At 54.7% G+C, this 17,858-nt stretch carries 19 protein-coding genes; 10 read left to right on the top strand and 9 right to left on the bottom strand.

Annotated elements, in window-relative coordinates:
- Positions 1-376: 376 nt before the first annotated feature.
- Positions 377-1,168 carry a hypothetical protein gene (locus IEW12_RS02535; protein ID WP_188564406.1) on the top strand — a complete coding sequence of 264 codons (792 nt, stop codon included), beginning with the start codon at positions 377-379 and terminating at the stop codon, positions 1,166-1,168.
- Positions 1,169-1,247: 79 nt separating this feature from the next.
- Here the strand turns inward: IEW12_RS02535 and IEW12_RS02530 are convergent, their stop codons facing one another.
- The gene (locus IEW12_RS02530) at positions 1,248-1,580 is read right to left on the bottom strand and encodes a flagellar basal body protein (RefSeq protein WP_188564405.1); all 333 of its coding nucleotides are present in this window, start codon (positions 1,578-1,580) and stop codon (positions 1,248-1,250) included.
- A 202-nt stretch (positions 1,581-1,782) separates the two neighbouring features.
- Here IEW12_RS02530 and IEW12_RS02525 point away from each other — a divergent pair, with 202 nt between their 5' ends.
- Positions 1,783-2,271: a LexA family protein gene (locus IEW12_RS02525; RefSeq protein ID WP_188564404.1), complete on the top strand. Its 489-nt coding sequence runs from the start codon at positions 1,783-1,785 to the stop codon at positions 2,269-2,271.
- Positions 2,272-2,318: 47 nt separating this feature from the next.
- Here the strand turns inward: IEW12_RS02525 and IEW12_RS02520 are convergent, their stop codons facing one another.
- From IEW12_RS02520 to IEW12_RS02505, 4 genes are all read right to left on the bottom strand, one after another.
- Positions 2,319-2,840 (bottom strand): M15 family metallopeptidase, encoded by a 522-nt coding sequence (locus IEW12_RS02520; RefSeq protein ID WP_188564403.1) that lies wholly within the window; start codon positions 2,838-2,840, stop codon positions 2,319-2,321.
- A complete protein-coding gene (locus IEW12_RS02515) occupies positions 2,837-3,655 on the bottom strand; it encodes an N-acetylmuramoyl-L-alanine amidase (RefSeq protein ID WP_188564402.1) in 819 nt (272 codons plus the stop codon). Before IEW12_RS02515 ends, IEW12_RS02520 begins: the two co-directional genes overlap by 4 nt.
- 9 nt (positions 3,656-3,664) lie before the next feature.
- Positions 3,665-4,468 (bottom strand): N-acetylmuramoyl-L-alanine amidase, encoded by an 804-nt coding sequence (locus IEW12_RS02510; RefSeq protein WP_308789109.1) that lies wholly within the window; start codon positions 4,466-4,468, stop codon positions 3,665-3,667.
- A gap of 86 nt (positions 4,469-4,554) precedes the next feature.
- Positions 4,555-5,520 carry an N-acetylglucosamine kinase gene (locus IEW12_RS02505; RefSeq protein WP_188564400.1) on the bottom strand — a complete coding sequence of 322 codons (966 nt, stop codon included), beginning with the start codon at positions 5,518-5,520 and terminating at the stop codon, positions 4,555-4,557.
- 404 nt (positions 5,521-5,924) lie between these two features.
- Here IEW12_RS02505 and IEW12_RS02500 point away from each other — a divergent pair, with 404 nt between their 5' ends.
- On the top strand, positions 5,925-7,202 hold the full coding sequence (locus IEW12_RS02500; protein WP_188564399.1) for an AmpG family muropeptide MFS transporter: 1,278 nt from the start codon (positions 5,925-5,927) through the stop codon (positions 7,200-7,202).
- Between the two features lie 81 nt (positions 7,203-7,283).
- Positions 7,284-8,285, top strand: a complete 1,002-nt coding sequence (locus IEW12_RS02495; protein ID WP_188564398.1) for a succinylglutamate desuccinylase/aspartoacylase family protein — start codon at positions 7,284-7,286, stop codon at positions 8,283-8,285.
- An 11-nt stretch (positions 8,286-8,296) separates the two neighbouring features.
- On the opposite strand, the gene IEW12_RS02490 is transcribed toward IEW12_RS02495, so the two are convergent.
- The 3 genes from IEW12_RS02490 to IEW12_RS02480 are packed head-to-tail and all read right to left on the bottom strand — an operon-like array spanning position 8,297 to position 10,313.
- Positions 8,297-8,641 carry a TfoX/Sxy family protein gene (locus IEW12_RS02490; RefSeq protein WP_188564397.1) on the bottom strand — a complete coding sequence of 115 codons (345 nt, stop codon included), beginning with the start codon at positions 8,639-8,641 and terminating at the stop codon, positions 8,297-8,299.
- Entirely contained in the window at positions 8,638-9,468 is an 831-nt protein-coding gene (locus tag IEW12_RS02485; protein WP_188564396.1) for an IclR family transcriptional regulator, read from the bottom strand. Before IEW12_RS02485 ends, IEW12_RS02490 begins: the two co-directional genes overlap by 4 nt.
- A complete protein-coding gene (locus IEW12_RS02480; protein WP_229750873.1) occupies positions 9,465-10,313 on the bottom strand; it encodes an IclR family transcriptional regulator in 849 nt (282 codons plus the stop codon). The genes IEW12_RS02485 and IEW12_RS02480 overlap by 4 nt, the downstream gene beginning before the upstream one ends.
- A 249-nt stretch (positions 10,314-10,562) precedes the next feature.
- On the opposite strand from IEW12_RS02480, the gene IEW12_RS02475 reads away from it, so the two are divergent.
- The 5 genes from IEW12_RS02475 to IEW12_RS02455 all read left to right on the top strand — a co-directional run bounded on the left by IEW12_RS02475 (position 10,563) and on the right by IEW12_RS02455 (position 15,663).
- Positions 10,563-11,522 carry an MBL fold metallo-hydrolase gene (locus tag IEW12_RS02475; RefSeq protein ID WP_188564394.1) on the top strand — a complete coding sequence of 320 codons (960 nt, stop codon included), beginning with the start codon at positions 10,563-10,565 and terminating at the stop codon, positions 11,520-11,522.
- A 100-nt stretch (positions 11,523-11,622) separates the two neighbouring features.
- On the top strand, positions 11,623-13,335 hold the full coding sequence (locus IEW12_RS02470; protein ID WP_188564393.1) for an FAD-dependent oxidoreductase: 1,713 nt from the start codon (positions 11,623-11,625) through the stop codon (positions 13,333-13,335).
- A gap of 4 nt (positions 13,336-13,339) precedes the next feature.
- Positions 13,340-13,564, top strand: coding sequence for a DUF2783 domain-containing protein (locus IEW12_RS02465; protein ID WP_188564392.1), 225 nt, complete (start codon positions 13,340-13,342; stop codon positions 13,562-13,564).
- A gap of 177 nt (positions 13,565-13,741) precedes the next feature.
- The gene (locus IEW12_RS02460; RefSeq protein WP_188564391.1) at positions 13,742-15,094 is read left to right on the top strand and encodes an MFS transporter; all 1,353 of its coding nucleotides are present in this window, start codon (positions 13,742-13,744) and stop codon (positions 15,092-15,094) included.
- 59 nt (positions 15,095-15,153) lie between these two features.
- Positions 15,154-15,663 (top strand): nuclear transport factor 2 family protein, encoded by a 510-nt coding sequence (locus tag IEW12_RS02455; RefSeq protein ID WP_188564390.1) that lies wholly within the window; start codon positions 15,154-15,156, stop codon positions 15,661-15,663.
- A 19-nt stretch (positions 15,664-15,682) separates the two neighbouring features.
- Here IEW12_RS02455 and IEW12_RS02450 read toward each other — a convergent pair whose 3' ends face one another.
- Complete coding sequence (locus IEW12_RS02450; protein WP_188564389.1) at positions 15,683-16,636, bottom strand: LysR substrate-binding domain-containing protein; 954 nt, start codon at positions 16,634-16,636, stop codon at positions 15,683-15,685.
- A 201-nt stretch (positions 16,637-16,837) separates the two neighbouring features.
- On the opposite strand from IEW12_RS02450, the gene IEW12_RS02445 reads away from it, so the two are divergent.
- A complete protein-coding gene (locus tag IEW12_RS02445) occupies positions 16,838-17,851 on the top strand; it encodes a DUF1338 domain-containing protein (RefSeq protein WP_371874508.1) in 1,014 nt (337 codons plus the stop codon).
- Positions 17,852-17,858: the final 7 nt, after the last annotated feature.

Genomic DNA, 17,858 nt, shown 5'->3' with positions numbered 1-17,858 from the left:
TGTTGAGTTGTTTTGAGTGCAACAAAGGGCACTGGCGTGCTAAATGCTCACTCTTTTTCAGAAATGGGTGCAGCAGTGCTTAGCAATTGCCAGTACGGGATAGCTTATGGCGTGCGCAGCGCATACCTCTGGCCAGTGCAACAAGAGTGACCTGGCTCATATTGAAATCGAGCGAAACCATCAATTGCATTAAACTCAACATGGGCATCACCATAGAGGGTTTATATAGCTGACGTTCAATGAGTGCTTTCATATGCCCCTCCATAGTTAAGGTTGGTAATAGATATTTCTGATTTCACCGCTGCAGCGGTTATCTCGGTTTCTTTTCAGTGACGCAAGTGTAGGGTAGGCCCGGTTTCTGATAAACCCTGTAAAAGTGAAAACATTGTTCGCACGGCGAGGACAATCACTTGAACTTGATGGTTACATCAGTCCCGAGCCTGTAGCTGATACAGAGAATTTCTCCACGCAGCCGCAGCGAGGGCTGATTGACGACGCAATTGCTGGCGTGCAGTCCACCGGCAAAAAAATCCTCGGTGCAATAGACAAGTCCGCGGTGGCGTTAAGTGACGCCATGCCGGACTGGGTTCCTGGCAAGATGTCTGATGACGATCGTGCACTATATTCCAAGCGTGGAGCGTTGCTGCAACAGGGCGGTAATGCCGAGGCGCCGACACGCTGGACTGGCATGGTGACATCCGGTTTAGCCTACGCACCCTTAGCGGCGGCGGCACCGATTGTCACCGGTGTTGCCGAAGGTACGGCGCGCTCACAGATGCTGCAGGATGCCGGTGTGGACAAGGCGACGGCAGACAAGGCCGGCGCGGCAGAAGGGTTCCTGCAGGCAGGAGCGCAACTGCTGCCTATGGGTAAAGTGCTATTTGGACAGGGCGTCAAGACACTGGCCAAGACGGGAGCGACCGCTGCGGCTAAATCGGGTGTCGTAGGCGCAGTTCAGACCGCAAGCAGTGACACTATAGCGAGCAAAATTCTGAGTGACGGTGGTTTTGAAAAGCAGGCGCAAGAATACGCGCCCACTCTTGAAAAAACACTGGATGGAGCGCTGTTCAATGCAGGGCTGCATGTGGGTATGGAAACCTCTCATGCCGTAGCCGGAAAAATCGCTAATACGGTTTGGCCAAAAAAATTTACGCCTCCACCATCGTAGCCAACTGCCGCGCGACCCAGCAATTCATACGCCTTAATGGCATGTACCTGGAAGACTCAAAATAGTCCTCCTTGGTAGCTTAGGCCTGGATGTCGATCAGGGTTCCCAGTGTCTGATCGGCAGTCCTGACCACCTTTGCTGAAGCATCAAATCCCGCCTTATAGACAAGTGAATTGACTGTTTCTGTCGCAAGATCCGTTCCGCTGGCTTCGGTGGATGTTGTCGAGGTGCCGTTGCTACCGTTTCCGCTGACGACGGCGTTTACCCCACCGTTGCTGCCTTCCTTGAAGGACGCCTGCTGGGGTTTGTAGCCGTTGGTCTGTGCATTGGCAATGTTGTTGGCGGAGGTATCCAGTCCGCGCTGGAATGCTTGCAGGCCGGAAAGACCGCTACTGAGTGCTGAGATAGACACGATGATCCTGTTCTTCGCAAAAAATTGCTGAAAAATAAATGAAACTCTCTTATATATCAATAGCTTACATCCAATCAGGCTTTCCTGCAGGCAAATTTTAAAAATAGGATTTGGAGGGGCTTTGATTAAAAAGCGAGAAGCTCTTGAGCACGCCGAAGTTTACGATATACTGTATATAAATACAGTATAACGAGGTGCCAACATGGTCAATATGCAAACAGCCCGAGCTTTTTCTCTCACTCAAGCCATCACCAAGACGCTGAATCAGGATCCGCTCGTGCCTGATCCCAGTTCCCCCTTATGCCGTTTGCCGGAACTGAGCCGCAGCCTGCCGCCGGACTTTTCTCCATTGGTCTCCGGCTATGCGGAAACCACGCTGGACCTGAACAACTATGTCGTTCCGAATAAAGGATCGTCTTTTTTCTTCGATGTGCAGGATGATAGCTGGTCCAGTTCCGGTATTTGTGAGGGCGACAAATTGCTGGTGGACCGTTCGCTGCATGCGGAAAATGGCCAGATGGTGATTGCTATCCTGCATAGCGAATATGTATTGATGCGCCTGTACAGTTCACACGGCATGCTTGTGCTAAAGTCGGAGCACCCCGATGTAGATACGGTAATCTGCAAAAAAGCCGACGATCCCCAGATCTGGGGCGTGGTGAGCGCCGTTGTGCGAAAGTTTCCTTTGTAGGATGTGCCTGCACCTTGCTGATGTATAAATTGCTTGGTATAAGTTGCTTAGGCTGGATCTGCTGTATTTGTGAAGCACCAGTGCCAAGGCTCATATTGATAGCCTGAGGAATTTCCCTTTGGGTAGGACATGGAAAAACCGAAAGCATTTGCATGCTGTGTCAGCCATGCAAATGCGGCAGTGGTTTCAAACTCTACTTCCAGCTCTGGCGTATCTTCATCGCTGCCGATGTCAATGGCGCGGCCGGTATGATGTTCGCTGTAGCCTGGCGGCGCAACGATAGTCAATATATCCGCTATCTGCTGGCCGGCATCCAGCTTGGCCTGGACGATTTCAATCTGTCTTTGCACGCTTCTGTATGCGGATACCAGCAGCAGGACTATGCCGTCCTGCTGTGCGGCGATCTTCATGCTATGCCACGCGGTAGTGGTTGCAGGTGTCAGCAAAAACTCCCTGCCATCTTCGCCAATCTCTGCGACCTGCAAATCGCTTGCTTCTTCCTGTGCAATAAATCCGCGCGCATCCAGCAGCGCTTGCCCTATGCCTAATTGTGCCAGTGCCGAATTCATTGTTGTTTATTGATGGTTTTGGCGGTTGTCGTCAGTACCTGCAAGATCGCCGCAGATTCGGCGTCTGGGTGGCCGTCGAATTTGGCAGGCCGGTAGCGGGCCTGGAAGGCGATCAGCACATTGCGGGTAGCATCATCCAGCACGCCTGTTTGCGGCGTCAAGTAGCCATGCTGGGCCAGCTTCTTCTGGAACCATGTAATATCCGGCAATTGCTGCTCATAGCCAGCTTGCAATGTAGCGACCTGGTCTGCGTAAGGCCAGGGGATCAGGCCTGCATCTGCCAACTGCTTCCACGGAAATAAGGGGCCGGGGTCAGGCTTGCGCTGCGGCGCAATTTCCTGGTGGCCCAGGATATTTTCCGGCTTGATTTTATGCCGCGCCACGATGTCCTTGATCAAGGGAATCAGCTTATCTATCTGGTACTGCGGGAAGGGTTGGTAGCTGCGTCCATTAGGACCATCCTGGTAGCCCAGGTTCACAATTTCTATGCCTATGGAGCTTGGATTTAGACGGCTGAAGCCTTTCCAATCGCTTAAGCCCGCTTGGTAAGCAGTCTGGCTTTCATCTACCAGGCGGTAGATCGTGGTCGGGTTGTCATCTCCAACCAGGTAATGCGCGCTGACTTCCTGCTGGGTCAGCACGCGCAAGGAGGTCGGCATATCCAGTGCTGTATAGTGAATGATCAGGAATTTGACCCGGCTTTCCTGGCTTATCGCAGTCTTGCTGGTATCCAGCCGCACGCCGGTTGCACAGCCGCTTAAAATAGCAATGGTACTCGCTAAAGCTATCCATGACGCCACTCTCAATAATTTCATTTTTTTTCCTTATTTTTTAATCTGAGCTGCCTGTTCCAGGAACGGCGTAACTATGGTGGATGGCGTGCTGGTCAGCACCTCCAGTATTGCTGCGGTTTCCGCATCCGGTTTGCCATCGATGTTGGCCGGACGGTACTTCATCTGGAAGGCGCCGATCACAGTTTGCGTTTCCGTATCCAGTTGGCCGCTTTGCGGCACGGTGTAGCCGTGCGCATGCAGTTTTTTCTGGAACCAGGCAGCATCAGGCACCTGGCTCTCATACGAGGCTTGCTTCAATTTCACCTGTTCTGCATTTGGCCAGACAATCAGGCCGGCGTCTGCCAACTGCTTCCAGGGGAACATCGGTCCCGGGTCTTGCTTGCGTTGCGGCGCGATGTCGCTATGTCCCAAAATATTTTCAGGAGCGATCTGGTTGCGGGCAACAATGTCCTTGATTAGTGGCAGCAGCACATCGATCTGTTTTTGAGGGAAGGGCGCATAGACGCGGCCTTGTGGCGTATCTGTGTAGCCCGGGTTGACTATTTCTATGCCGATGGAACTGGCTCCCAGGCTCTTGTAGTCTTTCCATTCACTCTTGCCTGCATGCCAGGCGCGCTTGTTTTCATCCACCATGCCATAGATGCGCGGCTGCGCCTCATCAGTCACCAGATAATGCACGCTGACATTGTCGCCTGTCAGTAATTCGATGGAACGCTGCAAATTGGACACCGTGTAGTGGATGACGAGGAAGCGTGCGCGGCTGTCCTGCATTTTGCCGGCATAGGTTCTGTCGATGTTCAGCGGGGTGGCGCAGCCGGCAAAAAGGGTCGTCATGGCAAGCAAAGCAAGAAGTTTTTTCATCGCGTGAATATGTGGGGGAGATTATGCTTGATTATGAAAAAAGGAACAGCGGTTGTACATCATTTACGCATCCCATAGTTGGATGCCATCCGGGCGGCTGCAAAATGCGCCTGGCTGCTGCTTTGCCGCAGGCTGTAGTCGGCAGGCAGGCTGTTGCGCATGCTTTGAGCAATGATAGGATGAAGTTCCTGTACGCGCCCAGCCAGAATGATGGGCTTGATACCATAGCGGCCGCATAGGGCCACCGCCAGCCTGGCGAGTTCGCGGCCGGCTTCCTTCAGTATGCCGAAAGCAACCGGGTCGCTGTCCGCCGCGGCTGCCACCGCCAATGCCAGCATGCCCACCTGGCCACGCGTGCCGTTATAAATGAATGCGCGCGATGAAGACCAGTCATTTCCGCCTATGTATTCAAACACCTTGAGCGCCAAGGTCGATTGGCGCCAGCTGCCTGGACGCTCATCTTCGCTGCGCCATATATGCCGTAAGGCTTCGCGGGCGATCCAGAATCCGCCGCCGGCATCATCCAATACCCCGCCATGCCCACCGGCGCGATGAAAACTGCCGTTTTTCTCAATATATGCCGCGATGGAACCGGTGCCTGAATACACCAGATAACCCTCGCCAGGCCGGAAATTGTCCAGGTAAGCCAATTCTATGTCGTTGCTGAGTATGATGTCCTGCGGTAGCAGGCCAAAAGGCCGCGCCATCAAGCGTCGCAATTCGTCGGCGACTTCGCTCTGGCCGCCAAAACCTGTCAGGCCAACGCGCACTCTCGCAGGAGATCCATGTACGGCCGCTGCACTTGCCAACGCCTGCAGCGTATCCTGCAGAGTTAGGAGTCCATCTGCCGTGGCTATCTGCAAGGCAGTAATGCCGCCGACAAAGCCGTCCGCAATGATTTGTCCTGCATCGTTGGCGAGTGCCCAGCGTGTTTGAGTTCCCCCGGCATCAATACCCAGGCCAAGTTCGCCGCCGGCTCTGGCAGGGCTATTCAGGCTTGCGTCGGGATTCGAGGCTACTGTCATTGATTGCTTTGCATTGGTAAGGTTGCAATACTGACGCTTGCGGTCTGGGCAGGCGCTTCACCTACAGATGTACGGAAACGATAATCTGAGGCGGTTTTTATCATATGATTCGGGTTGGCTGTCTGCCAATGAAAAGATAAGACGATAGTATGTCTTTTTGGAATACCTTTCCCGGATGGCCTTGCGTCATACGGAAAGAAAGCGGGATAGTCATAAATTAAATAAGAACTTAAATAAGAACTTTTTCCCGCAGCATTACTCAAAACCCGCCAGACTATAACTTTTTTATATGTGCCCGAGGCAAAATTTCAGTCGCCTTGCCCGAATTTTGCTGGGAAGATAATTAATTCATTGGGCATTCACCGCGTGTTACCGCGTATTTACTGAGCATCCACCACCCAGGCATGGACAAAACCGCAGCAGAATCAGACAAGCTTTGGCGCTGGATACCTTCCTTGTATTTTAGCCAGGGCATACCCTATGTGATCGTGATGACCATGTCTGTCATCATGTACAAAAAAATGGGTGTATCCAACGCGGATATTGCCTTGTATACCAGTTGGCTCTATCTGCCGTTTGTGATCAAGCCCTTGTGGTCGCCGTTTGTCGACATGTTCAAGACCAAGCGCTTGTGGATCATAGGGCTGGAGCTGCTGATCGGTGTGCTCTTTGGTCTGGTGGCGCTGACGATACCCATGCCCAATTATTTTCAGTTGACGCTAGCAGGCTTCTGGCTGCTTGCCTTTGGCGCAGCGACGCATGACATCAGCTCGGATGGATTCTACATGCTGGCGCTGGAACAGCACCAGCAAGCCGCCTATGTCGGCATCCGCAGCATGTTTTTTCGCATGTCCATGATTACCGGGCAGGGCGCGCTGGTTTATCTTGCCGGCTATCTGACAGATTTGACTGGCAAGCCGGCTTTTGCATGGTCAGTCGTATTTTTTGTGCTGTCTGCCATGTTTCTTTCGCTGTTTGTGTATCACAAGCTGGTGCTGCCTCGCCCGGACAGCGATCAGCCGCGCGGCGAGTCCGGCCATGTAGTCAAAACCTTCTTTTCCATTTTTGCCAAATTCCTGCAAAAGGAAAACGTCGTGCTGACGCTCAGCTTCCTGCTGCTGTATCGTTTTGGGGAGTCGCAGCTGGTCAAGATGGCGCCGCCGTTTTTATTGGATGGCATTGACAAGGGCGGGCTGGGTTTGTCTACGCAAGCAGTCGGTGTCGTATATGGCACGATAGGCATGTTATCGCTGACAGTGGGCGGCCTGGTCAGCGGCTACCTGGTTTCCAGGCATGGCCTGAAGCGTTGGCTATGGCCTATGGCACTGGCGATCAATGTGCCGCATCTGGCGTATGTTTACCTGGCCTTTATGCAGCCGCAGAATATCTATGTGGTAGCGGCAGCAGTGGCGATAGAACAATTAGGCTATGGTTTTGGTTTTACAGCGTTTATCATGTACATGATCATGGTCGCTGACGGTGAGCACAAGACTGCCCACTATGCGATTTGCAGCGGCTTTATGGCGCTGGGCATGATGTTGCCTGGCATGTTCAGCGGCTGGATACAGGCCCAGCTAGGCTACGCACACTTTTTCGTGTGGATATGCATTGCGGCGATACCCAGCCTGGGTATCACGGCGATGATCAAGGTAAATCCGGATTTTGGCCGCAAGAAAAGCTAGTTTTTCTCATTCACTTGTTTATTTGCCGGCGCGACGGTCCCTTACAGTTTTTAAATACTTGGCAAGCTTCAAGGTAGCGATATGTCTTCGTCAGAAATTCCCTCACTTCTTTTTAAAAGCACTTCTTATTCCTCGCCGCATGCCGGGCCGCGCCTGCTGGTCACTGGCGCCGTGCATGGCAATGAAACCTGCGGCACTAAAGGCATACGCCGGGTCATAGAGGAAATAGAAGCCGGCACTCTGAGTATCATCGCCGGTACGGTGACCTTTGTGCCGATTGCCAATCCGCTGGCCTACCAGCGCGGTGAGCGCAGCGGCGACCGTAACCTGAATCGCAAACTGCAACCGACAGACCAGCCCAGGGAATTTGAAGATTATGTCGCCAACTGGCTATGCCCGTTGATGGCGCAGCACGAGGTTTTGCTGGATTTGCATTCTTTCCGCGGCGAGGGGGAAGCATTTGTCATGGTCGGGCCGGAAAACAATGACGGTGCCATCGAACCTTTCCACTTTGCGGCAGAAGAGAAAGCCATGGCGCTGCGACTGGGTGTGAGCCGTTTTGTCGACGGCTGGCTTAGCACCTATGCGCGCGGCGTGGAGCGGCGCAAGCAGTATCTTGCCAGCCTGAGCGGAAAGGCCGATGCAGCGCAATTGCTGAATGCGGATCCGCTGTTTGGCGTCGGCACCACAGAATACATGCGCTCAGTCGGCGGCTACGCGATGACGCTGGAATGTGGCCAGCACCAGGATCCGCATGCGCCCGAGGTTGCCTACCGAGCCATCATCAATACGCTGGCGCACCTGGGGCTGATTGCCGGCGGCGATCCAGCACCGGTCCGGGATATGGAAGCTTTACGCATTTACGATGTGGTGGACAAAACGCATAGGGATGATAGCTTCAGCCGCGCCTGGTCCAGTTTTGATGTGCTAAAAAAAGGCGACCTTATTGGCACGCGCCATGATGGCACGCCTGTTGTTGCAGAGATCGATGGCCGCATTATTTTTCCGGATGCAAATGCGCAGGCCGGGGAAGAGTGGTTTTACCTGACCAAGGCCAATGCGCGGCTTCAGGATATATCTTGAAACCTAGTGGTTTAGTGTTTCTTTTTTGATTTGGCGTGGGCTGCCTTGATTGCTGCCTGTGCCCACTCCCGCAAGGTGCCGGGATTATCCAGGACTTCTTCCGGCACTGAATAGTATTTGCTGACCAGGATAGTTTTTTTCCTGGTCGCATAGGAAAACGGCTGCATCCCGGTTTCGACATATGCGTCACGGTTGCTATCGTCGACGCAGAAATACAGTGTATTTCCCATGACCATCGCAAACTGCACCTCGCTATAAGAGATGCCTATGCCTCCAAAGAAACGGGAAAAACTCACGTCTCCCAGAATTTCAAATTTTTCCTTGATATAGGCAGTAAATTCTGCGCTGGAACTCATGCCCGTACCCCGGCACTTTCTCTCGTTGGTGCAATACCTGCATACCCCAGGCGCAGCGACAATCCTTGAACTGCGTTTTGCAGGCTATGGGCGCTCTTTCCCTCATAACTGGTATCGAAGCTCCCGGCAGAGCCTATCAGCGCAATCACCATGCAGATGCTGCCGGTATGATCAAATACCGGCGCTGCCAGAGTATGTATGCCTGGGACGGGCGCATCCAGCGCAGTGTCTATCCCCGTTTCCGCGATTTTCTTTAACTGCAGCTTGTAGTCTGCCATTGCCGCATCGCTTAATTCCGCACCCGCCATTCTGATCGCATCCTGTGCCAGCAAGTCTTGCAGCACGTCTTCGGCAACATGGGCCGCAAATACCCGGCCTATCGCCGTATGTACCATGGACATCACAGTGCCCAGGCGCAGGCTGATGTGCTGCGGCCTGGCAGATTCTTCCAGCCGCATGATGGTAGGGCCCAAAGGGCCCAGCACCGCCATTGCCACGCTCATTCCTGTTTCCCGGGACATTTGCAATATATCCTGCTCCGCTTCGCGCGTCGGCGACAAGCGCTGCAGCGCAGTCAGGCCCAGTTGCAGGCTCAACGGGCCGGGTCCAAAGCAGCCATCGGCGTCACGGCTGAGCACGCCGGTTTTTAGCAGGCTCACCAGGTGTGGAAATGCCTTCGCGGTAGGCATGTCGGCCGCTCTGGCCACGTCTTTTAGCGATAGAGGTCGGCCGGCCGCCACCAGCACGCTCAGGATGAGTCCGCTGCTGTCCAGTGAAAGTATGCCGCGCTGTGGTTTGGGCTCCGCGGATGCCATGTCTTCGCTCATGTGGCGGCTCCGGTTTGTGCGGTGAGCATGCCACTGATGGCATGGGCTGCATTCTTCAACGCCAGCGCGGTGCTGCCATTCCAGTCAACATTGATGTCGCCGGAGGAGCCAATGACCGTCAATGTCATGCACAAAATCTGCTTGTCATCGAACACCGGAGCGCACAGGCTGCTGATGCCGGGGCTGGGAGCATTGATGCCGCGTTCCATTCCCTGTTCTCGTATCACCGCCAGATTTTTTTGGAAATGTGCATCCGGCACTTGCGCGGCGTGAACTGGCGTAGGGTGCGAAGGGTGTGTAGTGCGATTGCCGGATTGCTGTCCAAGCATTTGCCTCAGGGTTTCCGGTTCCGAATACGCGCAGAAAACGCGGCCGGTGGCAGTCAGCGGCAAAGACATGACTGTTCCTATGTGCAGGTTCACATGCAGCGGAAAGCCGCCGTGCTCATAACGAACGATGGTTGGTCCTTGCGGGCCGGGGGTACAGATCGCCACGCTATGCCCCAGGCTTTCCGCCAGCTGCGCTGCATAAGGAATGGCAATGCGGTAAGCCACCTGGTGTTCCAGGTGCATCAGGCCCAGACGCAGTGAGAGTGGGCCAGGTTCGTAATTGCCGGACAAATAATCCCGCTTGATCAAGCCCAGCTTCACCAGGCTGACCAGGTAGGTAAAAGCCTGCGCGGGCGTCAGCGCTGCTGCGGCGGCCAGCTCGCTCAGGCCCAGAGGCGTACGCGCGTTCGCCAGTGCTTGTAGCAGTCGGCCGCTGACCTCCACGCTCTGGATGCCGCGCTGCTGCTTTTCCTTGCCGGTATCCGGTGTTGGATCTTGAACTTTGGGTTTGCTCACGGGCAATGTCACTGTGTAATTGCTGTTACAGGGGATTGTATTTCAAGGCGACATGATAACGGAAAGGCAAGTGTACGCCTAAGCTGTTTATGCTTAGCTCAAAAATAAATTATACATAGTCAAATTAATTTGTCATTGACAAATGTAAAAACGAGGGATTATGATGTGTTCACCATATCGAGTACTGATTACAGCCTCGATCAAATTGACATGGAGGCATGCGTGCCTCCTTATAATCAGGAGAGCAGCATGGCCAAGGCATTTGCATCCCAGGCAGATCTGGAACAGAAAAAAATCAGCTTCATCCAATTATCGGAAAATGCCTGGGCCTATACGGCGGAGGGAGATCCTAATTCCGGTGTAATCATCGGCGATGACAGCGTACTGATTGTTGACACCACCGCCACGCCCGCGATGGCGCAAGACCTGATCGCCAGGATACGCACCGTCACCGACAAGCCTATCAAGCACGTCGTGCTGTCGCACTATCATGCAGTCCGCGTACTCGGCGCATCTGCCTATTTCGAAGAAGGCGCGCAGCAGGTAATCGCCAGCCGCGGCACCTATGAAATGATTGTCGAGCGTGGAGAAGCGGATATGAAGTCTGAGATAGAACGCTTCCCGCGCCTGTTCGCCGGTGTGGAGACGGTTCCCGGCCTGACCTGGCCCACGCTGGTATTTGAAAAAGAAATCACGCTATTCCTCGGCAAGTTGGAGGTGAAGATCATGCATCTGGGCTCCGGCCATACCAAGGGCGATACGGTAGTGTGGATTCCTTCGCAGAAAGTGCTGTTTTCCGGTGATCTGGTTGAATACGATGCCGCCTGTTATTGCGGCGATGCCCAGTTGGAGCAATGGCCGGCTACGCTGGAAGCCTTGCGTGCACTGAAAGCAGACAAGCTCGTACCGGGACGTGGTCCAGCCTTGTTGAATCCGGACGAGGTCAACAAGGGATTGGATTACACGCGTGACTTCGTGACCACCTTGCTGCAACAGGGGCGTGAGGCGGTAGCGCAGCAACTGGATTTGAAAGGCGCGATGGCGCACACCCGCAAGGCAATGGATCCCAAGTTCGGCCATGTCTTCATTTATGAGCACTGCCTGCCTTTTGATGTATCCCGTGCCTATGATGAGGCCAGCGGCATCAAGCATCCGCGCATCTGGACCGCGCAGCGGGACCAGGACATGTGGGCGGCTTTGCAGGACTAATTGGATTGATCCACGAAGGCAATGCCGCACCAGCTTATCTGGCCACTATAAAAATAAAATCAGCCGCAACATCGGAATGTAGCAGGGAGGAGACAATAGCATGAGCACAGATTATCAATCTCTGAGCTTTGAATACCGGCCGTGCCCAGAGCAGCAGGCTGGGCATAGTGCCGGGCTGCATCCGGTGATCGTCGTCGGCGCCGGGCCGGTCGGCCTGGCAGCCGCAATTGATCTGGCGCAGCAGGGCATCAGCGTTGTGCTGGTGGATGATGACTGCACCTTGTCCAGCGGTTCGCGGGCAATTTGCTTTTCCAAGCGTTCGCTGGATATCTTTGATCGCCTCGGTTGCGGTCAGCCCATGGTGGACAAGGGCGTGCGCTGGAACGTCGGCAAGGTCTTCCTGCAGGAGCAGATGGTGTACAGCTTTGACTTGATGCCTGAAAGCGGGCACCAGTGGCCCGCTTTCATCAATCTGCAGCAATACTATGTGGAAGGCTTCCTGCTGGACAGGGCGCGCGAACTGCCCAATATCGACATCCGATGGAAGAACAAGGTAGTTGGCCTGCAGCAGAGCGCCGATGGCGTCAAGCTGACAATAGAAACTCCCGACGGTGAGTATTGCCTGCAAGGCCGCTATGTGATTGCGGCAGACGGCTCGCGCAGCCCCATACGCAAGCTGATGGGGCTGGACAGCAAGGGGCGCACCTTCAAAGACCGCTTCCTGATCGCCGATGTGAAAATGGAGGCGGAATTTCCTACGGAACGCTGGTTCTGGTTCGATCCTCCCTTTCATCCGAATCAATCGGTACTGCTGCACAAGCAGCCCGATAATGTCTGGCGCATCGATTTTCAGTTGGGCTGGGATGCAGATCCGGTATTGGAAAAAACGCCTGAGCGTGTCATACCCAGGGTGCAGGCACTGCTCGGAAGGGATGTGCAATTCCAGTTGGAATGGGTCAGCGTGTATACTTTTTCTTGCCTGCGCATGGATGCTTTCCGGCATGGAGGTGTGCTGTTCGCCGGCGATTCTGCGCATGGCGTCTCTCCGTTTGGCGCGCGTGGCGCTAATAGTGGCATACAGGACGCAGAAAACCTTGCATGGAAACTGGCGGCCGTGCTCAAAGGGCAAGCGCCGGATAACCTGCTGGACAGCTATGCGCAAGAACGCGAATATGCAGCCGATGAAAACATCCGCAATTCCACCCGCTCCACCGATTTCATCACGCCCAAAAGCAATGTCAGCCGCATGTTTCGCGATGCCACACTGAGGCTGGCTGCACAGCATCCTTTTGCGCGGCAACTGGTCAACAGCGGGCGCTTATCGGTGCCGGCAGTGCTGCATGATTCTGCGCTGAATACGCCGGACGAGGATGCCTTTGGAGGCCAGATGGTGCCGGGTGCCTCTTGTTTGGACGCTCCGCTGGCATCCTTGCCGGACGGCAGCTCGGCAGGCTCGGAATGCTGGCTGCTGCCGCAATTGGGCCAGCAATTCACTGTGCTGGTCTTTTGTGATGTCAAGGGTTTGCATGCTGCGCTGGATAAGATGCAGCAGCTCATGGTTGCCGCACCAGCGCCGGTCAAGATTGTGCTGGTTAGCAGCGATCCAGTTGAAGGTGTGCCTGCTTCTTTGCCTGGCTTGACCCTGCTGCATGACGCCGACGGCATCGCCGCCAAGCGCTACGACGCGCAGCCAGATACCTGCTACCTGATCAGGCCCGATCAGCACGTTGTTGCCCGCTGGCGGGCCCTCGATAATGCCAAAGTACAGCAGGCATTGAGCCGGGCTCTTGGCCTGCATTTACCTGTTAGGTAAGAATATGACACTCAATACCCAAGCCAATCTGACCCGTCCCGACGATTTCTATGAAGCTTTGATAGACATGCATCAGGGCCTGGATGATGCGCAAAGCCAGTCTGTGAATGCGCAACTGATACTCTTGCTCGCCAATCATATTGGCGACTTTGCCACCTTGAAGCAGGCTATGGACCTTGCTCGCGCCGCGACGGTAGAAGCACTAGAAGCAACAACGCCCTCCGGCTAAAAAACTCTTGCCGGAATTTCTGGCGATAGACCCATTTAAATAAGATTGTTCACCAAGAGCGCTATCCGCGGATTAGCGCCAGGGAGGCTGCTTGCCCGCATCCCGCAAGGCACATCAGATGCCGCAAATCAGTGGCCGGAATGGTTCCGGCAATACGCAATTTTGGAGCGAGACACCATGAGCAGTACATCCGTTGCAGCAAACGGCCTTGATCAATCCGGCAGTTCCACCCTGGTCGCAGAGGAAGATAACGCCGGGCTGTATAGCAAGATCGCCTGGCGCATTATCCCGTTTCTTTTCCTGTGCTATGTCGTATCCTTCCTGGATCGTATCAATATTGGCTTTGCGCAACTGCAGATGAAGCATGATCTGGGCTTTAGCGATGCGATGTATGGCCTGGGGGCGGCGGTGTTCTATATCGGTTATGTCGTTTGCGAGGTACCTAGCAACCTGCTGCTGGCAAAATTTGGCGCACGAAAAACTTTTGTGCGCATCATGCTGCTGTGGGGCATCGCATCGGTAGGCATGATGCTGGTGTCTACGCCTTACCAGTTTTATGCGCTGCGTTTCATGCTGGGCGTGTTTGAAGCTGGCTTCTTTCCCGGCATTGTGCTGTACCTGACCTACTGGTTTCCTGCCACGCGGCGGGCGGCGGTGATGTCGGTCTTCTTTGCCGGTGTGGCGATTGCCGGGGTACTGGGCGGCTTGATATCCGGCTGGATCATGCGGGACATGGCAGGCGTTGCCGGCATGTATGGCTGGCAATGGATGTTTGCAATTGAGGGCGCTCCGGCGATTATCCTGGGATTCATTGCACATTTTTACCTTGACGATAATCCGTCCAAAGCTGCCTGGCTCAGCGAGAGCGAAAAGACGGAGCTTGGTGCCGCTCTGGAACGTGATGGGGCTGGATCAAAAACGCATAGTAATCATTCCTTTGGCGATGCATTGCGCAATCCCAAGGTGTATCTGTTTGCCTTTATCTACTTTGCCCTGACCTGTGCTTCGCTGACGCTGAACTTCTGGATGCCTTTGATGATCCGGGACTTCGGTGTCAAGGATGTGGTGGAGATCAGCTTGTATACCGCCATTCCGAATGCAATAGGCGCGATAGGGGTGATCCTGATAGCCCGCCATTCCGACCGCAGGGCGGAGCGGCGCAAGCATTTCGCTTTCTGCACGATAGGTGGAGCAATTGCCATGTCGCTGCTGACCTTGCATTTGCCCAGCCTGCCGCTGATGCTAGGGATATTGTCGCTGGCGGCTGTCCTGATTTTTGCCGCCTTGCCTATTTTCTGGGCGGTACCTCCAAGCTACCTGTCTGGAAATGCGGCAGCCGGCGGTATTGCATTGATCAGCAGCGTAGGCATCACCAGCGGCATCGTCAGTCCTTGGGTGATAGGGCAGATCAAGGTGCAGACCGGTAGCATGGATGGTGCACTCTACCTGCTGACGGGTTTGCTGGTGCTGAGCGGTCTTGCGCTGCTGGCCGGGGTCAAGAATAAATCCGGCTCCGGGGAACTTTCATAGCTGGCAAGGTTCTTAAACGGATTATCGCCGCTGAGCGATCAACTTCATAGGAGTCTTTCATGCGCCAACGCCCCTTGCTACTGATTGCAGCGGCCTGTTTTTTCACCGCCAACCTGGCTTTTGGTTCTGCATCCGCCTTTGCTGCTGCCAGTGTGGCAGATGCGGTAAATTCGGCAAATGTGGCAAATTTGGGTGTCGCAGCAGTTCAACAACTGGCTGCAGCGCAGAAAAACTTTGATCCAGTGGCGATGGATGCCATCCTCGCAGCCGATTATGTGGAAATTTCACCGATAGGCGAAGTGGATGCGAGGGCAAAAGTATTGACGTTTTATGGCCCAGAGCAAAAAGCCAGGGCCGCGCAGGCACCGGTGCAGGTCATGGAGCTGGATCAGATCAGCGCGAGGACCTATGGAGACTCCACCATTATTGTGGTTGCCCGCTGGCCCAGCAAGTTCACCGACAAGGAAGGAAAAACCACGGAGCGGGCACTGCGCGTGGTCTATGTCGTATGCAAGATTGCCGACAAATGGCTGGTAAGTTCTGCGCAATATACCGGCATCCGCCAGTAAGTGTAACGGGCGCCAGAGTTCAGGGCTTGCCGGCCACTTCCAGCAGCCATTGCCTGAATGCGGTGAGGGGCGCGAAGCTTGCATGCTCTTCCGGGTAAGCCAGATAATAACCTGTAGTGCCGGACAGGCTGCGCTCCAGCGGGATGACCAGGGTGCCGGCGTCTAGCTCCGCCTGCACCATGAAGCGCGGGATCAAGGCCACGCCAAGCCCGGCGACCGCAGCGCTGACCAGCATCGTGAACAGTTCGTAGCGCGCGCCCTTGACGGCGGAGACATCATTACGGTATTCATGCAGCTCAAACCAGGTGCGCCAGTCATTGAGCCGGGTTGTCAGATGCAGCAAGGGGAGAGCGGCTATTTCCGGCATGCCGATTTCCCTCGCCGGCCTGGGTTTGCCGCTCGCCTGTTTCTGCGCCTGTTTCCGCACCTGTTTGGCAAAACGTTCCAGTAGTGCCGGGCTGCATACCGGCATCGTATCTCCCTCGCTGATCAGGAAATCGCCGGAAGTGCCCGGCCAGGCCACATTGCCGGAGTGAATGGCGGCATGGAAACTGGTTTCCGAAAACAGGAAGGCATCGGTTTTGGTGTGCAGGTTGACCGTGATGTCAGGCCGCTCCTGGTTGAATTCAGCCATGCGCGGGATCAGCCATTGGGTTGCAAAGGTTGGCACCACCGCCAGCTCCAATACCCCGCCGCCATCCTGCTGCGCCATCAATTCCAGCGTGTCCCTTTCTATCCGGGCAATGTGCACGCGTATCCTCTCAGCGTATTGGCGCCCCGCAGGAGTCAATATCACCCGCTTCTTCACTCTCGCGAAGAGCGGTAGGCAGAGGTATTCCTCCAGCCCGGCGATTTGCCGGCATACGGCGCCTTGCGTCAGTGCCAGCTCTTCTGCCGCACGGGTAAAGCTTTGCTGCCTGGCTGCCGCTTCAAAAATGGTCAGTGCGTTCAGGCTGGGGATTTTTTTGCGCATGGGCTCTAAGTATTGGTTGGTGCATTAAATTCACTAAGTCATGATTTTATATCGTTTGCCCCGATATTGCTGCTGAGTCAGAATAGGGTGTATGCCCTCGCTTATCGGCAGCCGGCCCAGCATGCAATGCTATGCCATGTGAATATAGCGATATCGCCAAATAAGCAAATAGCCAAATCTTGCAGGAAACGCAAAATGTCCATCAATTCTAACATCCATACGCTGCTGACTTCCCAGGTGGGTAGCAGCAAAACTGCAGAATTAGTGAGTTTACTGCATGTTTCACCAAAATTCAGGATGTGGGAAGAAGGCAAGATCTCCCGCTCCGAGCTGGCGCAAGTGCTGAATATGCTGCTGTTCGACGACATTTTGCAGCGCGTGCCTAGCGGCAAGGCGTATACGCTGGATGTAGCGGCCCGTAATGGCAAGGTGTTTTTGGATCATGGCGCGCTGCGTACCGTGCGCTGGTTCGGCATTGGCGCCTTGCCGCCTGGCGAGACCGCGCTGACCCGTATCCTGAAGCCTTTAGGCTATCGGTTGAACGGCAATTATCCGCTGGACAAGCTGAAAATGACCGGCCGCTCCTATGCACATATTGACGACGCCGAAAATATTTCACAATTCTTCGTCAGCGAGCTGCATCCGGAACGGTTCAGCCGCGACTTTCAGGAGGCGGTGAGCCGTGTTTTGGGTAATTCCGTTGATCCTTTGTCGCCTGCGGCATTGACTTTGCTGAGCGAGCTGGAGCGCGACGGCAGCCTGAGCATGCCGCAGGCGGTGGAGCTGCTACCCGTATTGCTGGCTTGTTTTGAGCGCCAGCATGAGATTCCCAGCCTGGATGACTATGAAACCCTGCTGAAGGAATCTGCCGAGATGGCCTGGATCGCGACCGAGGGCAATGCCTTCAACCACGCGACCGACAGAGTGCCTGATGTGCACCAGACCGCCGACCAGCAAAGGGCATTGGGACGCGCAATCAAGCCAACGGTAGAAGTCTCCGGCAGCGGCAGGGTCAGGCAAACCGCATTCAGGGCAGACAGCGTGCAGCGGCGCTTCCGTGCCGAAACCGGCATTGTCGAGCGCACCGTGCCCGGCTCCTTTTACGAATTCATTTCCCGTGATCGCTTTGTCGATGCCAGCGGCAAGGAACAACTGGATCTGAACTTTGATACCGGCAATGCGCAAGGCATCTTCAAGATGACGGCAAATTCCTGAAATGGCG

The sequence above is a fragment of the Parundibacterium terreum genome, assembly GCF_014636315.1.
Classification (GTDB): Bacteria; Pseudomonadota; Gammaproteobacteria; order Burkholderiales; family Burkholderiaceae_D; genus Undibacterium; species Undibacterium terreum.
Note: the sequence above shows the minus strand (reverse complement) of the source record. Positions and strands in the feature narration are given on the sequence as shown.

Coding starts and splice junctions, on each gene's coding strand:
- IEW12_RS02475 (WP_188564394.1), top strand. CDS start 10,563: ATGGCCAAGGCATTTGCATCCCAGGCAGATCTGGAACAGAAAAAAATC.
- IEW12_RS02515 (WP_188564402.1), bottom strand. CDS start 3,655: ATGAAATTATTGAGAGTGGCGTCATGGATAGCTTTAGCGAGTACCATT.
- IEW12_RS02490 (WP_188564397.1), bottom strand. CDS start 8,641: ATGAGTTCCAGCGCAGAATTTACTGCCTATATCAAGGAAAAATTTGAA.
- IEW12_RS02485 (WP_188564396.1), bottom strand. CDS start 9,468: ATGAGCGAAGACATGGCATCCGCGGAGCCCAAACCACAGCGCGGCATA.
- IEW12_RS02455 (WP_188564390.1), top strand. CDS start 15,154: ATGCGCCAACGCCCCTTGCTACTGATTGCAGCGGCCTGTTTTTTCACC.
- IEW12_RS02500 (WP_188564399.1), top strand. CDS start 5,925: ATGGACAAAACCGCAGCAGAATCAGACAAGCTTTGGCGCTGGATACCT.
- IEW12_RS02520 (WP_188564403.1), bottom strand. CDS start 2,840: ATGAATTCGGCACTGGCACAATTAGGCATAGGGCAAGCGCTGCTGGAT.
- IEW12_RS02465 (WP_188564392.1), top strand. CDS start 13,340: ATGACACTCAATACCCAAGCCAATCTGACCCGTCCCGACGATTTCTAT.
- IEW12_RS02470 (WP_188564393.1), top strand. CDS start 11,623: ATGAGCACAGATTATCAATCTCTGAGCTTTGAATACCGGCCGTGCCCA.
- IEW12_RS02450 (WP_188564389.1), bottom strand. CDS start 16,636: ATGCGCAAAAAAATCCCCAGCCTGAACGCACTGACCATTTTTGAAGCG.
- IEW12_RS02460 (WP_188564391.1), top strand. CDS start 13,742: ATGAGCAGTACATCCGTTGCAGCAAACGGCCTTGATCAATCCGGCAGT.
- IEW12_RS02510 (WP_308789109.1), bottom strand. CDS start 4,468: ATGACGACCCTTTTTGCCGGCTGCGCCACCCCGCTGAACATCGACAGA.
- IEW12_RS02505 (WP_188564400.1), bottom strand. CDS start 5,520: ATGACAGTAGCCTCGAATCCCGACGCAAGCCTGAATAGCCCTGCCAGA.
- IEW12_RS02495 (WP_188564398.1), top strand. CDS start 7,284: ATGTCTTCGTCAGAAATTCCCTCACTTCTTTTTAAAAGCACTTCTTAT.
- IEW12_RS02525 (WP_188564404.1), top strand. CDS start 1,783: ATGGTCAATATGCAAACAGCCCGAGCTTTTTCTCTCACTCAAGCCATC.